The organism is Pseudarthrobacter sp. MOO14 (genome assembly GCF_058267675.1).
Window position 1 is genome coordinate 2,270,681 of the sequence record NZ_CM177849.1, and the last position, 13,777, is coordinate 2,284,457.

A 13,777-nucleotide genomic window follows, 5' to 3' on the forward strand; every position below is an offset into this window, starting at 1 on the left:
CTGCCCGCTTAAGGCGCCGCCCGACTTCGTGAAAGAATCAACGCATGCCTGAAACTGCCGCCACAGCTGACACCCGTACGCCCTCAGGACGCCTGGCCCTCGCCGCGTCGCCGGAAAAAATCGCGCTCGGACCCCTCGACGGCCGCTACCAGCCCGCCGTCGCGCCCCTGGTCGATTACTTGTCAGAGGCAGCACTGAACCGGGACCGCGTGGCCGTTGAAGTGGAGTGGCTCATCCACCTGACCAGCAACAACGTCCTTCCCGGCGCCGGCCCGCTGAGCACGGAACAGCAGGAGCAGCTCCGCGCCGTCGTCACGGAGTTCGACGCCGCCTCGGTGGCCGAACTCGCAGAGATCGAGGCCGTTACGGTCCACGACGTGAAGGCTGTGGAGTACTACATCGGGCGCCGCCTGCCCGCCATCGGCATCGAAAACCTGACCGCCATGGTCCACTTCGGCTGCACGTCCGAGGACATCAACAACCTGTCCTATGCCCTCGGCGTGAAGGGTGCCGTGGAGGACGTGTGGCTCCCCGCTGCCCGCAAGCTCGTGGCGCAAATCAGCACCATGGCGGAGGAGAACCGCGCGGTTCCCATGCTGTCCCGCACGCACGGCCAGCCGGCCACCCCCACCACCCTGGGCAAGGAACTGGCTGTCATCGCGCACCGCCTGACCCGCCAGCTGGACCGGATTGCCAGGACCGAATACCTGGGCAAGATCAATGGCGCCACCGGCACCTACGCCGCCCATGTGGCCTCCGTCCCGGGTGCTGACTGGCAGCAGGTGTCCAAGTCCTTCGTTGAGGGGTTGGGCCTCACCTGGAACCCGCTGACCACCCAGATCGAAAGCCACGACTGGCAGGCCGAGCTGTACGCCGACGTCGCCCGCTTCAACCGGATCCTGCACAATGTCTGCACCGACATCTGGAGCTACATCTCCATCGGCTACTTCGCGCAGATCCCCGTCGCCGGCGCCACGGGCTCCTCCACCATGCCGCACAAGGTCAACCCCATCCGGTTCGAAAACGCTGAAGCCAACCTGGAGATCTCCTCCGGCCTGCTGGACGTCCTGGGTTCCACCCTGGTCACCTCCCGCTGGCAGCGCGACCTCACCGACTCCTCCAGCCAGCGCAACATCGGCGTCGCTTTCGGCCACTCCCTGCTTGCCATCTCGAACGTTGCCAAGGGCCTGGAGCGCCTGGACGTGGCCGCGGACGTGCTGGCAGGCGACCTGGACACCAACTGGGAAGTCCTGGGAGAGGCCATCCAGATGGTCATGCGCGCAGAGGCGATCGCCGGCGTCGAAGGCATGGAGAACCCGTACGAACGGCTGAAGGACCTCACGCGCGGCCACCGCGTGGACGCCGCCCGCATGCGGGAATTCGTGCAGGGCCTGGGCTTGTCCCCCGAGGCCGAGGCCCGGCTCCTGGACCTCACGCCCGGCAAGTACACCGGCATTGCGGACCAGCTGGTGGACCACCTGAAGTAAAGCCCACAGCAGGGCAGGAACGCACGACGGCGGCGCCGGGCCCGGGAGGGTCCGGCGCCGTCCGTGAATCCCGGCCCGCGTGCCGGCCTGCCGCTGCGGCGCAGGTGAGAGCCGGTGTCCGATCGGGTGGGAAACTGGAATCATGAGGCTGCTCCTGATCCGACACGGCGAGACCCCCGGCAACGTCCTGGGCCAACTGGACACCGACCACCCCGGTCCTGGATTGACCGAACTGGGTGAACGCCAGGCCGAGGCCATGGCACGGGCCCTGGCCAACGAGCGGATCGGGGCGCTCTACGCCTCCACGCTGATCCGGACGCAGATCACCGCGGCCCCGCTGGCCCGGCTGCATTCCCTGGACATTGAAGTCCTGGACGGCCTGCATGAAATCGAGGCAGGCTCCCTGGAGAAGCTCACGGACCACGAATCGCACAAGCGCTACATGGGGACCGTTATCTCCTGGGCCGCCGGGAACCTGGACCAGCGCATGCCGGCGGGACCCGACGGCCATGCCTTCTTCGACCGCTTCGACGCTGCCATCGCGAACGTGGTGGAGCGGGCGGTGCGGGACCGGCACGGCACGGCGGCCGTCGTCAGCCACGGCGCCGCGATCCGTACGTGGACGGGGCTGCGGGCCCGGGGTGCAGGACACGAGTTTGCGGCCCGGCACATCCTGGCAAACACCGGAATCGTGGCGGTCGAGGGGAGCCTGGATGGCGGGTGGAACCTGATCCACTGGGATGGCAGCCCCGTAGGCGGCCTTGCCTTGGCCGACCCGACGGCAGAAGATCCGACCGGCCGGGACGTCACGGCTCCCTAGAGCTGCTGCCGGTGCCGGCGGCCGGGGAAGATCCGCCGCGTCCTGCACGGACTGCCCTGGCTGCCCCGCGGAACCGCGGGGACAAGCCGGGCTGCCATTGCGGCTGCGTCCGCCGCCGCCGGCCTCTGCGTGGCGTCCATCGCAGTCAGTGCGCGCAACAGGACGCCCCAGTCGCCCAGGTGGTCCGGGACCTTCGGGGACCTCAGGGTCCGGGCCACGAGGGACTCGATTGCCGTCCCTGGGAACGCCTTGGTCCCGGTGAGGAGTTCCAGGAGGACCAGGCCCAGGGCATAAACATCCCACGACGGGTCCGCTACGTGGCCGGAAGCCTGCTCCGGACTCATGTAATGCACAGTCCCGGAGGAGATGCCCGGTTCGGGGGCAGAACCCGCAGGCGCGGCAATCCCGAAATCGATAATCCGCACCGGACTCCTCCGCAGGCCGCTCAACATCAGGTTGGCCGGTTTGATGTCGCGGTGCACCAGTCCCCTGGAATGAAGGTGCGCCAGCGCACCGAAGAGACCGCGCGCCCACACGGCAATATCTGCCTGGGGCATGCTCCGCATCCGGATGGCCTCCGCGAGGCTTGTCCCGAGCGCCAGTTCTTCGATCAGGAAGGCATGCCCGGCGGAAGGACTACCTGCAGGCATGACGCCTCCGGCAATAAACCTCACGATGGAGGGGTGGTCCAGCCCGGCCAGGACCGCCGCCTCATTGTGGATCCGCTGCTGGTGCTTCCGGTGTCCTGCTGTGGCAATCTTGACGGCGGCATCGGGGCCGCCTTCCAGGTCAACGGCCCGGAACACCTCGGCAGCGGATCCGCGACCCAGCCTTTCGCCAAGCCGGTACCGCCCGGCCAACACGACGCCCGCGGCCGGATTGGGGGGCTGCTGCACTGCCGCGGGCAGCACCGTCCCGACGGCGGTCATGCCGGCAGGACAGCTGAGGAGGATTCCTGGCGGGAGGCGCCCGCTGAACGTTTGCGGTCACCGCCCGCAGGCCACGCATCGAGCTGGAACCCGCAGCCGCAGCGCCACACGGGCGGAAGTTCAATGCTGTTGCTGTCAGCCGGCGCGAACGTGTAGCTGGCGCCCTCGGAGCCCACAGCGGGAGTGACCAGCTGCATTGCAGTACCGCAGTGGATCGCGGACTTTCCCTGCGGCGCGGAATTGCCGTCCAGGGAGGGTCGCACCAGGCGGGGACTCGTCAGCATTGCCGCATCATCGCAGGGATCAGGCGGTGAAATTTCGGTGAAAGTAACCAACTCACTCACGACTCCGTTGGGAAGCAGCTTCGGGGAACAATCGTAAGCTTACATATAACTAGTTGATCTAGCTAGTCCGCCTAGCTAATCTTCTTTGCTTCCCCGTCATGCGCAGCAAGGGCGTCCGTCATCCGCTGCAGGAAATCAACCACGATGCGCGCATCCTCGGCAGAGAGGCTTTCCGCCACGGACATCATTCGGCGATGCATGGCCCCCAGCGTTTCGCGGACTTCCTTATCCGATTCCCCGGTGGCGATGACCACCACAGAGCGCCGGTCGGTGGGGTGCGGTTCACGCCGGACATGGCCGCTGGCAACCAGCCGGTCGATCAGCGACGTCGTGGAAGCGCTCGTAATATTGAGGAACTGGCTCAGGTCCTTGGGCACCGCCTGCTTGCCGGACGCCTGCACCCGCAATAGGTACCGCAGGGCGAGAATGTCCGTTTCGCCCATGCCCATGGAATCCCTGGTGGTACGGCGGATTTCCGTCTCCGCCGACCGGTAGTCGCGGAGCGACTTCAAAACCGCTGCGCTATAGTCCAGCTGCCCGTCAGGCCCGTACCAGTAGCCGGAGCCCTCATTGCCCGTAGAAACCATGGAATCATTTTAGACCAACTGATAACTAGCCTGCCAAGCAACTTACGGATACGCAGCGGAATGGCGTTATCCAGGTGCTTACCGTTAGGAAACACCCGCGTAATCCCGGGCACCTAGCCTTGTCAGGCATACCCCTCCGGCGAATCGAGGCAGATATGCAGACAAACCCCAGGCTGAACATCAGGCAGGTCCCCTGGTCCAATCCCGTGGGCGCTGATCTTCGCCGCGCCCAGCAGGCCGAACTCGACGCCCGCTTTGGCCGGCCGGACCACGAACCCGGCCCGCCGCCGTCGGGCGCCGACTGCGCCGTCTTCCTGGTGGCCTATGACAAGGGCTCGGGACAGCCCGTGGGCTGCGGCGGGCTGCGACTCCTGGACGGATCGACGGCGGAGATCAAAAGGCTCTACGTCCTGCCCTACACGCGCGGTTCGGGCGTCGCCAGCTCCATCCTGGCGGCCCTGGAGGCAGAGGCCTTCAAGCAGGGCATCACGCGCATCAAGGCGGAAGCCGGCTCGGCCCAGCCCGACGGAAGGAATTTCTACGAAAATTCCGGCTTTGAGGCGATTCCAAATTTTGGGCCCTATATCGGGGTGCAGCACTCTTACTGCTACGCCAAGAGCATCAACGCCCGCAGCGCCGCCCACACGGCCATGGCCTAGGACCGGCATGATCACCATGCAAGCCGTCCTCACCATCGAGGAGATCGCCTCCGTCAACCTGAACGCATCCGGCAAACCCGCACCGCACGGTTACACGGAGACCACCTACGACCGCAACCGGATCCCCACCCACCGCCTCACGGATACGCTGCAGCAGGACTGAGCCGGGCGGCGAGGTTGAGCAGGCGGTCCCGGAAGGGTTGGGCACCGTCCGCCAGAGCCACCTTCATCATCGCCGCGGACCCTAGGCTAAGGGCGCGCGTCCGCAGCCGGCGCTGCCGGTCGTAGGCGGCGAGCGCCTTTTCCCGCGGCAGGCTGTTTAGCAGATCCGCCAGGACCACGGCATCCACCAGCGATTCACAGGCGCCCCGCCCGAGGTTGGGCGTCATGGCGTGGGCCGCGTCCCCCACCAACACGGCAGCACCCCGTACATAGGAGCGCAGTGGGGGCACAGTCCAGATCCTTTGGGCCAACGAAAGCTCCGGACTCGCGGCGGCCAGCACCTGCCGGATGGCGGGTGCGTGGTCCGCAAAGCGCCGCCTCGCCTGCGTGAGCGCCTCTTCCACACCGATTCCCGTGGGGCCGAGCGTTGACCGCCAGCTCCCGTACCAGTTGGTTCCACCCGGGGCGGCGGCAATGCCGAACAGGTCGCCCCGCCCCCAATACTCCCCCACCTCGCCGGCTTCTACCGGGGAAGGAATGGTGCCGCGGACAGCAAGGGCGGAAGTCAGCCTGGCATCCGTTGCAGCACCCCACACCTCGTGGCGGACAACGCTGTGCACCCCGTCGGCCCCCACCAGCAGCCCCTCCACCGGAGGCAGTTGCCGTACATGGGCGGCTACCCTGCGGACGGTTCCGGGCACGGCCCCGTCCAGCAGCCGCAACAGGTCCACCCGGGAAATGCCGAACAACTCCCCGCCCCGGACGGTGACCCAGGGCCTGCCTGCGGCATTGCGGATGGATCCGTTTCCCAGCACCGGGCTGACCGCACGCGCCCCGGCCAGGACCCCCACCCTCGCCAGCGCACGCTGCGCATTGGGCCACATGGCCAGCACGGTGCCCACCGCGGGCAGTTCGGGGCGCTTCTCGAAGATGGACACGTCGAAGCGTGAAGGGTCCAGGCTGGCCGCCAGGGCCAGGCCCGCGATGCCGCCGCCCACGATCGAGATCGCTTCCATGCAGGCATTTTACTACTTTTGTAGTGGCATGGAAGAGGCACTTACACTGGGCGCATGCCTGACCGCCGCACGGAACTGATGGACGCCGCCCTGGGGGTGGTGGCGGACAAGGGAATGAAAGGCCTGACCCACCGCGCCGTCGACGCCGCCGCCGGCCTCCCGGAAGGCACCACGTCCAACTACTTCCGGAGCCGGGCAGCCCTCGTCGAGGCCGCACTGGACCGCCTCCTGCAGCTTGATGCCGGACTGCTGCGCGAGGCCGGTCCCGCCGGACCACCGCCGGGCATTCCGGAACTGGCGGACCAGCTGGCCGCCATGGTGCTCGCCCTGGCCCGGCAGCACGCCGGCCTCACGCGGGCGCGGCTGGCCCTGTCGCTGGACCGGCCCGAGGCGGTGACCGCCGGCCACTACCTGCTGGTGGGCGGGTTGGAGCAGGCCCTGGATGGTTTGGGAGTGGCGGGCGCAGCAAGGCGGGCGCAGGACGTCGCCGACTACGCCGACGGCCTGTTGCTCCACCTGCTCACCGTCCGCCGGGACCAGCAACCCGACGTGGCCGCAACCGCAGCGGCGATCCGCCGCCTGCTGGCCCCGTAAAAGCGGGCCCGGCAGTCCGTCGTCGTCCTCCCTGGCCCCTAGGACGCGCCGGGCCAGCCTGTGTACGCCTCGGCAAGGTAGGCCATGCCGTGCCGCGATGAAACCACGGAATTCAGTTCGCCAAGCTGGCGGGCCCGGGAGAAGTCGTCGGCGTCCGCGGGGGTGTGCAGCATGGTGGTCATCCAGTACGAGAACTGCTGCGCCTTCCAGACCCGGTCCAGGGCGCGGTCGCTGTAGGTGTCCAGCAGGTGTCCCGATCCGGAGTTGTAGTGGCTGTCCAGCCCCTCGAAGAGGACCTTGACGTCGTTGATGGCCAGGTTCAGGCCCTTGGCTCCGGTGGGCGGCACAGTGTGTGCGGCATCCCCGGCGAGGAACAGGTTGCCGTGGCGCATGGGGGTGTGGACGAAGCTGCGGAACGGCAGGACCATCTTCTCGATGACCGGGCCCTCCTTGAGCTCGAAGCCGTTCCCGTTGACGCGGCTCCGGAATTCGGCCCAGATCCGGTCATCGTCCCACTCCGCCACGTTCTCCTTGGGATCACACTGGAAATACATCCGCTGGACCGTCTCCGTACGCTGGCTGATCAGGGCGAAGCCGTTGGCCGAGTTGGCGTAGATCAGTTCGTCGGAACTGCGGGGAGCCTCGGCCAGGATGCCGAACCATGCGAACGGGTACTCGTGGAAGTACCACTTGCGGTGGGCCTCCGGGATCTGGAACCGGCAGTGGCTGCGGGAGCCGTCGGCACCCACCAGGAAATCCGCCTGGATCTCGAATTCAACGCCTTCGGCGTCGGTAAACCAGACCTTCGGGCTGCCTTCCAGGTCATGGACGGAGGTGTCGGTGACGCTGAAGCGGACGTCGCCGCCGTCGTCCTTCCTCCGCGCGGCGAGGTCGAGGAAGACGTCCGTCTGCGGGTAGAGCCAGACGGACTCGCCCACGAGGTCCTTGAAGTCGACGCGGTGGCTCTCGCCGTTGAACCGCAGTTCGATGCCATCGTGCCGGTCGCCCTCGCGCAGCACACGGTCCGAAACCCCGCTGTCCACCAGCAGATTCACAGTGCCGTGCTCCAGGATTCCGGCGCGGACGGTGTGGGCGATCTCCTCGTGGCTGCGGACCTCAATGACCGTTGACTCGATGCCTGCCTTCGCCAGGAGATGGGACAGCATCAGCCCTGCCGGACCGCCTCCCATGATGGCCACTTGGGTGGTGATGGTTTTTCGTGCCATGGCTGCGTCTCGCTTCGCTGCGGGTCCCGCCACGGGCGGCACCGGATCGTTTGTCTGCCATCAGTGTGGGGGAAGCCGGGTGACCGGCGTTACAGAAATTCCGTTGAATGGCTCAGGCGTCGGCAAGTTGCCGGGCGATGCCCCGGGCAGCCGTTTGCAGGGCCGGAACCAGTGCCTGCAGGCGCATCTCCTGCAGGGGCACCACGACACCCAGTGAGGCTACGGCCCGCTGCCGGCGGTCCAGCACGGGCACCGCGATTCCCCAGGTGCCCGCATCCACTACGCCTTTCAGTTGCGCAAAGCCCTGATGGGCGGCCTCGGCCAGCAGCGCCCGCACGTCGGCCGCAGCCAGCCTTCCCTCGGGATCGGTGAACTGGCCCAGGTACTCCTGCTGCATGGCCTTGTCCTGGTGGGCCATCAGTGCCAGTCCGGCGGACGAGATATGGATGGGCATCCTCCCCGCCACCTGGGCCCGGTTGGCCACCGAGCCGCGCCGTGACAGGCGCTCCACAAAGAGGGCCTCCCAGCCATCGAGCACTGCCAGGTTCACGTTTTGGTTCAGCACCTGCTGGATGTCCTCCATGAACGGCATGGCTGCCTGCCGGAGCGCCAGCGCCGGCGAGGCACGATTCACCAGTTCCCACAGCCGGAGTCCAGGCCGCACCATCCCGCCGGGAGCAGTCTCCAGCAGTCCGTGACCTGCCAGCTGGCCCACCAGCCGGTGGGTGGTGGTCAGCGGAAGGCCTGCCCGGCCAGCAAGGTCAGACAACTGGAGGGCATTGACATCCTGGGGAAACGCGGAGATCAGCCGCACGATCCGGTCCACCACGGAGTCGCCGGACGGGGAGTTGGCCAGCGTGACCACCTGCTTCCATTGAATGGGAAAAGTTGTCCCAGATTACACCCGATAGTGATACAAACCTCACTGGGGATGCGGGCCTGCCGCCCACCTACGACCGGCAAAGCAGCCTGCCGCTCAAAACTCCCGGAAGATACACCGAGGTATTTCTATGTCATTTGCGCCATCCCAGCACCGTTCCACGTGGCCGGTCTGGCTTTGCTGGCTGGCCATGGTTCTGGACGGTTTTGACCTGGTGGTTTTGGGCACCGTCATTCCCACACTGATCAAGACCCATGACCTTGGCTTCGACGCGGTGGGCGCCACCTTGGCCGCCACAATCTCACTGGTGGGCGTTGGCGCCGGTGCCCTGTTCATCGCCCCGCTGTCCGACCGCTTTGGCCGGCGCCGCCTCCTGGTGGCCTGCGTCCTGTGGTTTTCGATCTTCACCATCGCCGTGGTGTTCGCACCCAACGTGGCGGTGTTCTGCGCCTTCCGGCTTCTTGCCGGGCTGGGACTGGGCGCCTGCCTCCCGGCCGCCTTGGCCTACATGAACGACTACGCCCCGGCAGGTACCGCCGGAAAGTCGACCACCCGGACCATGACCGGCTACCACGCCGGCGCTGTGGCCACGGCCTTCCTTGCCCTGCTGCTGATCCCGGACTGGCGGATGATGTTCATTGTGGGCGGACTCGCAGGCTTCGCACTGGCACCCTTCCTGTGGTTCAAGCTCCCCGAAACCCTTCCCCCGGCTGAGGCAGGAACCGAACCGGCCGCAGCCCGCACCGGTTTCCGGGACCTGGCACGGAAGCCCTACCCACTGGTGGCGCTGGCCATCGCCGCGGCGTCCTTCATGGGGTTGCTCCTGGTCTACGGCCTGAACACCTGGCTTCCGCAGCTGATGGCCGGCGCCGGGTACACCGTCAGCACCGGCCTGGTCCTCCTGCTGGTCCTCAACGTGGGGGCCGTGGTGGGCCTGGTGATCGCAGGGATCCTGGCCGACAAGCACGGCACCAAGCGTGTGGTGCTGCTGTGGTTCGGACTCTCTGCGGTTTTCCTGGCTGTCCTGAGCGTTAAGATCCAGAGTGAACTGCTGCTCAACGCGGCAGTCTTTGTCACCGGCGTGTTCGTCTTCAGCGCACAGGTACTGGTTTACGCATGGGTCAGCCAGCTGTTCCCGGCAACCCTCCGTGCTACAGCCCTCGGCTTCGCCGCCGGCGTGGGCCGGCTCGGCGCGATCATGGGCCCTGCCGTCACCGGCACGCTGGTGGCTGCCAACATCGCCTATCCCTGGGGCTTCTACGTCTTTGCGGCTGCTGCCGCGATTGCCGTGGTGGCGCTGGTGACGGTGCCGCACGCCATCGCTGCGGTCCGGGCAGAAGCGGTCCCGGAAGCATCAGCCACCGAACGTCCGTAACGCGTCACCGTCCGCCCCTGCCCCTGGTGCAGGGGCAGGCACAAGGCGGTCAGGCCGTCGTCGAACGCTGCCTGAGGCGGCGCCACGCGCCGGGCGCCAGCACCACGGCAATGCCGACGGCGGCACCGATGACGGTTTCGATGATGCGGTCGCGCAGCAAGAGGGTTGGCGACGCCGGGACCACCAGCAGCGTTGACACCAGCGCCAGGGGCGTAACGAAAACCTGGGCCAGCAGGTACTGGCGGAGGATGAACATTTCGGCGCCGAACTGGCACAGCGCCATGACGAGCACGGTCTGCCAGGGTTGCAGGCCGAGCAGCAGGACGGCGGCCAGCACCGCGAGGCCCAGGACGGTGCCGATGATCCTTTGGATGCCCCGGCGGACCCGGTGCCGCGTGGAGTGGCCCACCAGGGGCACCACCGCCGCCACCATGGCCCAATAGTTGTGGCCGAATCCCAGGCGGCTGCCGGCCCATGTGGCCAGTGACCCGGCAAGTCCGGCGGCCACCAGGTAACCGAAGCCTTCAAGCCGGGCCGCACGCTTCTCTGCGGGGGTACGGCGGATCGGGGCCGGCCGGGTCCAGGGGGTCCGGTGGCTGGGAAGGATCCGGGCCGAGAAGCCGATGAGCAGGGCGAACACGGTGGTGAGGACGGCCACCAGCATCCCCTGCCACAGCGGCGGCTGGTTGGGAATGGAAGCGATGGCGGCAAAGGCGAAAATGTGGAAGAGGGACCCGGCGGGGCGAAGCCGCAACCAGGAAATAGCCACCGAGCAGGCCCCGGCAACCAGGGTGGTGGCCAGGACCAGCAGCCAGGTGGTGGTGGCGCGTTCAAGACCCCAGGCGGATTCCATTCGTGCGGCGAGCGCCGCCAGGAAGATCACCAGCAACATCAGCAGTCCGGCCCGCAACTGCAGCACGAACCGGACCGCGTGCGGCTCGCCGCGGCCGTAGATGCCCGTGAACGCCCCGAAGGACGCGAAGATTGCCAGGTCCAGCCGGCCCAGGAGCACCAAGGTAATCAGCGGCACGAACACACCGACAGCGCACCTCAAGGCAGGATGGTGGTCCTTGTTGCCGGGACCAATGCTGAACATCTCGGAAAACAACTTCACGTGGGCAGCGCCTTCCTTGGGGGTGGATTCTGACGGGCGGCCGCGCTGACGTTCCTGATAAATCCTACGGTGCGGGACCCGGAAGGCCCCTGGCACGTTCCCATGAATGGAATCAGGAGGCAACGCGGCGGAAACAGCACCCGGTGATGCTTGAGTCATGAAGCGCCCTCCGCACAACACGCCCGCGGCCGACCTGAGCTGCGAGGTCTGCGGCCGGATGCCCGAGCCGCCCAAGGCGCGGCTCACCGTTGCCAACGTGGCCGTAATGCTGCCCATCGAGCTGCTGGTCCACGCCCTGGTGGTGGAGACCCACCTTCCCTACGTGGCCAAGGTCCTGGTGCTGACCCTGACGGCCACAGTCCTGGTGATTTGGGTGGCCGAACCGTCGGCGGCGAGGATCCTGCGCAGCTGGCTCCATGCGCCGGCACTGCGGCACCGCCGCCAGCTGGCGGCGGCCCCGTCGCTGTGGCGGGCACGGACACTGCTGGCGGACCAGCCCGGTTCGCTGCAAAGGATGACCCGGGCACTGGCCCGGCTGGATGCCAACATCCTGGGCCTGCACGTGCACCCCGCCCCGGCCGGCGTCCTGGACGAGTTCGTCCTCGCGGTCCCGGGCGAGGTGGGCGAGCGCGAGCTGCTGGCAGCCCTGCACGACGGCGGCGGCAGCCGTCCGCACGTATGGCCCACCACGTCCCTGGCGATGGCGGACGGGCAGACGAAGGCGCTCAGCCTCGCGGCGCGGATCGCTGCCGCGCCGGACGAACTCCCCTTGGCGGTGGCCGAGCTGCTGCATGCGCAGATCGTGCCGCCACAGGACGCCGGGTCACCGGCCGACGACGGGACGCGCCTGAAGATCCCCACGGCCTGGCAGGGGCCCATCACCTTTTCCCGGCCGGGTGAGCCGTTCACTCCGGCCGAATCCGCACGGGCCCACCGCCTCGCCGAGCTGGCCGAAACCCTATCCCACCGCCCCGCGGGTTCCTCCCCATAGTCGTCGAGACCGTGCGGGCACCAGTCACAATCCGTTCGGAGGAGCCGCGGAACGCTGTCGGGCAAAAACCCTTGACAGTGGCGGGAGTCACTTCTAACTTTGTTTTTGGGATCCCAAATTGGGATCCCAAAATCGAATCCTCCCCATTCGTGAACTTCCCCGTGAAGGAGAAGCTGTGTCCGTCCCAAACACTGAAACAACGGCGCCATCCGCCGAATCCGCATCCCAAACCACCCAGCCCCGAAAGGACGGACTGCAACGGCGCAGCTCCGTCCGGTGGCGGCTCTTCCTGCTGCTCCTGGTCCTCGTGTCCGTCAACTACATCGACCGCGGCTCCATCTCCGTGGCCTTGCCCATCATCCAAAAGGAATTCAACCTCGCCCCCGAACTGGTGGGCCTGCTGCTGTCCGCCTTCTTCTGGACCTACGCCCTGATGCAGGTTCCCGTGGGCTGGCTGATCGACAAGTTCGGCCCGCGCAAGGTCATGACCGCCTCCTGCATCGGCTGGGGCGCGGCCACAGCAGCGTCCGGCATGGCCGGCGGTTTCCTGAGCATGTTCATCGCCCGGCTTGGAATCGGCGTGACCGAGGCCGGCGTCATGCCCGCCGGGGGCAAGCTCAACGCCATCTGGATGCACCGGTCCGAACGCGGCCGCGGCGCCACCATCCTGGACGCCGGCGCACCCCTGGGTGCCGGGCTTGGCGGCATCATCATTGCCGGCCTCATTGCCACCACCGGCAGCTGGCGCTGGTCCTTCGTGATCGCCGGCGCCGCCACCGTCCTCATGGGACTCGCCGTCTGGTGGTACGTCCGGGACAACCCCCGGGAACACCGTGCCGTCAACGAAGCCGAAGCATCTTACATCGAAGCCTCGCACGCCGCCGAGGACGCCGAAGCCACCCTGGACGGCAGCACGGGCAAACGCGGCCTCCTCCCCTACCTGAAGTTCCGCTCCTTCTGGGCCATGTGCCTGGGCTGGCTCGGATTCAACGGAGTCTTCTACGGCCTGCTGACCTGGGGGCCGCTGTACCTGGCCCAAGCCAAGGGCTTCGACCTGAAGACCATCGGCTGGTCCACCCTGGTGATCTTCGGAGCCGGGTTCGTCGGAGAAATCATCGGCGGCGCCATCGCCGACAAGTGGCGGGCCTCCGGTGCCTCCGCCAACCTCGTCATGCGCACCCTCCTGGGCATCTCCAGCGCCATCGTCGTAGCGGGCCTGGTAGGCGTCACCGTGGTCCCCGACGCCACCACCGCCGTCGTCCTGCTCTCCGTTGTCCTGTTCTTCCTGCGCTGGGTGGGCCTGTTCTGGAGCATCCCTTCCATCCTGGGCGGACGCACCAACGCCGGGGTCCTGGGCGGCGCCATGAACCTCAGCGGCAACATCTCCGGCTTCGTGACCCCCATCGTCGTCGGCCTGATCGTCGGGGCCACCGGCTCCTACACCTGGGCGCTGCTGTACTTTGTCGGTTCCGCGGTAATCATGGGCGCATCGGTCCTCACCCTGAACTACAACAAGCGGCTTCCTGTCTAAGCTGGCCCTCGCAGGGAAACTTGCAAACCACGCCCCCGCAGCCGGGAGCAGTGCCATACAAG

Annotated in this window: 14 protein-coding genes and 1 pseudogene; 8 read left to right on the forward strand and 7 right to left on the reverse strand. The window is 67.2% G+C overall.

Annotated elements, in window-relative coordinates:
- The first annotated feature begins 44 nt into the window (after positions 1-44).
- Both purB and AC4EEV_RS10615 read left to right on the forward strand, forming a co-directional pair.
- Entirely contained in the window at positions 45-1,487 is a 1,443-nt protein-coding gene (purB, locus tag AC4EEV_RS10610; RefSeq protein WP_491328918.1) for an adenylosuccinate lyase, read from the forward strand.
- Between the two features lie 142 nt (positions 1,488-1,629).
- On the forward strand, positions 1,630-2,307 hold the full coding sequence (locus AC4EEV_RS10615) for a histidine phosphatase family protein (protein WP_285319027.1): 678 nt from the start codon (positions 1,630-1,632) through the stop codon (positions 2,305-2,307).
- Here the strand turns inward: AC4EEV_RS10615 and AC4EEV_RS10620 are convergent.
- The 3 genes from AC4EEV_RS10620 to AC4EEV_RS10630 form a co-directional block, all read right to left on the reverse strand.
- Entirely contained in the window at positions 2,304-3,236 is a 933-nt protein-coding gene (locus AC4EEV_RS10620; RefSeq protein WP_018763700.1) for a serine/threonine-protein kinase, read from the reverse strand. The genes AC4EEV_RS10615 and AC4EEV_RS10620 overlap by 4 nt on opposite strands.
- On the reverse strand, positions 3,233-3,520 hold the full coding sequence (locus AC4EEV_RS10625) for a hypothetical protein (protein WP_491328919.1): 288 nt from the start codon (positions 3,518-3,520) through the stop codon (positions 3,233-3,235). Before AC4EEV_RS10625 ends, AC4EEV_RS10620 begins: the two co-directional genes overlap by 4 nt.
- Before the next feature lie 131 nt (positions 3,521-3,651).
- Complete coding sequence (locus tag AC4EEV_RS10630) at positions 3,652-4,167, reverse strand: MarR family winged helix-turn-helix transcriptional regulator (RefSeq protein ID WP_018763702.1); 516 nt, start codon at positions 4,165-4,167, stop codon at positions 3,652-3,654.
- Positions 4,168-4,322: 155 nt separating this feature from the next.
- On the opposite strand from AC4EEV_RS10630, the gene AC4EEV_RS10635 reads away from it, so the two are divergent.
- Both AC4EEV_RS10635 and AC4EEV_RS10640 read left to right on the forward strand, forming a co-directional pair.
- Positions 4,323-4,826 (forward strand): GNAT family N-acetyltransferase, encoded by a 504-nt coding sequence (locus tag AC4EEV_RS10635; protein WP_109044787.1) that lies wholly within the window; start codon positions 4,323-4,325, stop codon positions 4,824-4,826.
- Between the two features lie 7 nt (positions 4,827-4,833).
- A pseudogene (locus tag AC4EEV_RS10640) lies at positions 4,834-4,989 on the forward strand (acyl-CoA thioesterase); the annotation flags it as partial.
- Here the strand turns inward: AC4EEV_RS10640 and AC4EEV_RS10645 are convergent.
- Entirely contained in the window at positions 4,964-6,004 is a 1,041-nt protein-coding gene (locus tag AC4EEV_RS10645; protein WP_491328920.1) for an FAD-dependent monooxygenase, read from the reverse strand. The pseudogene AC4EEV_RS10640 and the gene AC4EEV_RS10645 sit on opposite strands and share 26 nt — an antisense overlap.
- A gap of 54 nt (positions 6,005-6,058) precedes the next feature.
- On the opposite strand from AC4EEV_RS10645, the gene AC4EEV_RS10650 reads away from it, so the two are divergent.
- A complete protein-coding gene (locus tag AC4EEV_RS10650; protein WP_491328921.1) occupies positions 6,059-6,598 on the forward strand; it encodes a TetR/AcrR family transcriptional regulator in 540 nt (179 codons plus the stop codon).
- Positions 6,599-6,636: 38 nt separating this feature from the next.
- Here the strand turns inward: AC4EEV_RS10650 and AC4EEV_RS10655 are convergent, their stop codons facing one another.
- Together AC4EEV_RS10655 and AC4EEV_RS10660 are read right to left on the reverse strand one after the other, a co-directional pair.
- Positions 6,637-7,824: a 4-hydroxybenzoate 3-monooxygenase gene (locus tag AC4EEV_RS10655; protein ID WP_109044789.1), complete on the reverse strand. Its 1,188-nt coding sequence runs from the start codon at positions 7,822-7,824 to the stop codon at positions 6,637-6,639.
- Between the two features lie 112 nt (positions 7,825-7,936).
- Positions 7,937-8,680, reverse strand: coding sequence for an IclR family transcriptional regulator (locus AC4EEV_RS10660; RefSeq protein WP_109044861.1), 744 nt, complete (start codon positions 8,678-8,680; stop codon positions 7,937-7,939).
- 154 nt (positions 8,681-8,834) lie between these two features.
- Between AC4EEV_RS10660 and AC4EEV_RS10665 the strand changes: the two genes are divergently transcribed.
- Positions 8,835-10,079 (forward strand): MFS transporter, encoded by a 1,245-nt coding sequence (locus tag AC4EEV_RS10665; RefSeq protein ID WP_491328922.1) that lies wholly within the window; start codon positions 8,835-8,837, stop codon positions 10,077-10,079.
- A gap of 49 nt (positions 10,080-10,128) precedes the next feature.
- Here the strand turns inward: AC4EEV_RS10665 and AC4EEV_RS10670 are convergent, their stop codons facing one another.
- Positions 10,129-11,193, reverse strand: a complete 1,065-nt coding sequence (locus AC4EEV_RS10670; protein ID WP_491328923.1) for an FUSC family protein — start codon at positions 11,191-11,193, stop codon at positions 10,129-10,131.
- Positions 11,194-11,350: 157 nt separating this feature from the next.
- Between AC4EEV_RS10670 and AC4EEV_RS10675 the strand changes: the two genes are divergently transcribed.
- Both AC4EEV_RS10675 and AC4EEV_RS10680 read left to right on the forward strand, forming a co-directional pair.
- Positions 11,351-12,184 carry an ACT domain-containing protein gene (locus AC4EEV_RS10675; protein ID WP_109044791.1) on the forward strand — a complete coding sequence of 278 codons (834 nt, stop codon included), beginning with the start codon at positions 11,351-11,353 and terminating at the stop codon, positions 12,182-12,184.
- Between the two features lie 175 nt (positions 12,185-12,359).
- A complete protein-coding gene (locus AC4EEV_RS10680) occupies positions 12,360-13,715 on the forward strand; it encodes an MFS transporter (protein ID WP_491328924.1) in 1,356 nt (451 codons plus the stop codon).
- Positions 13,716-13,777: the final 62 nt, after the last annotated feature.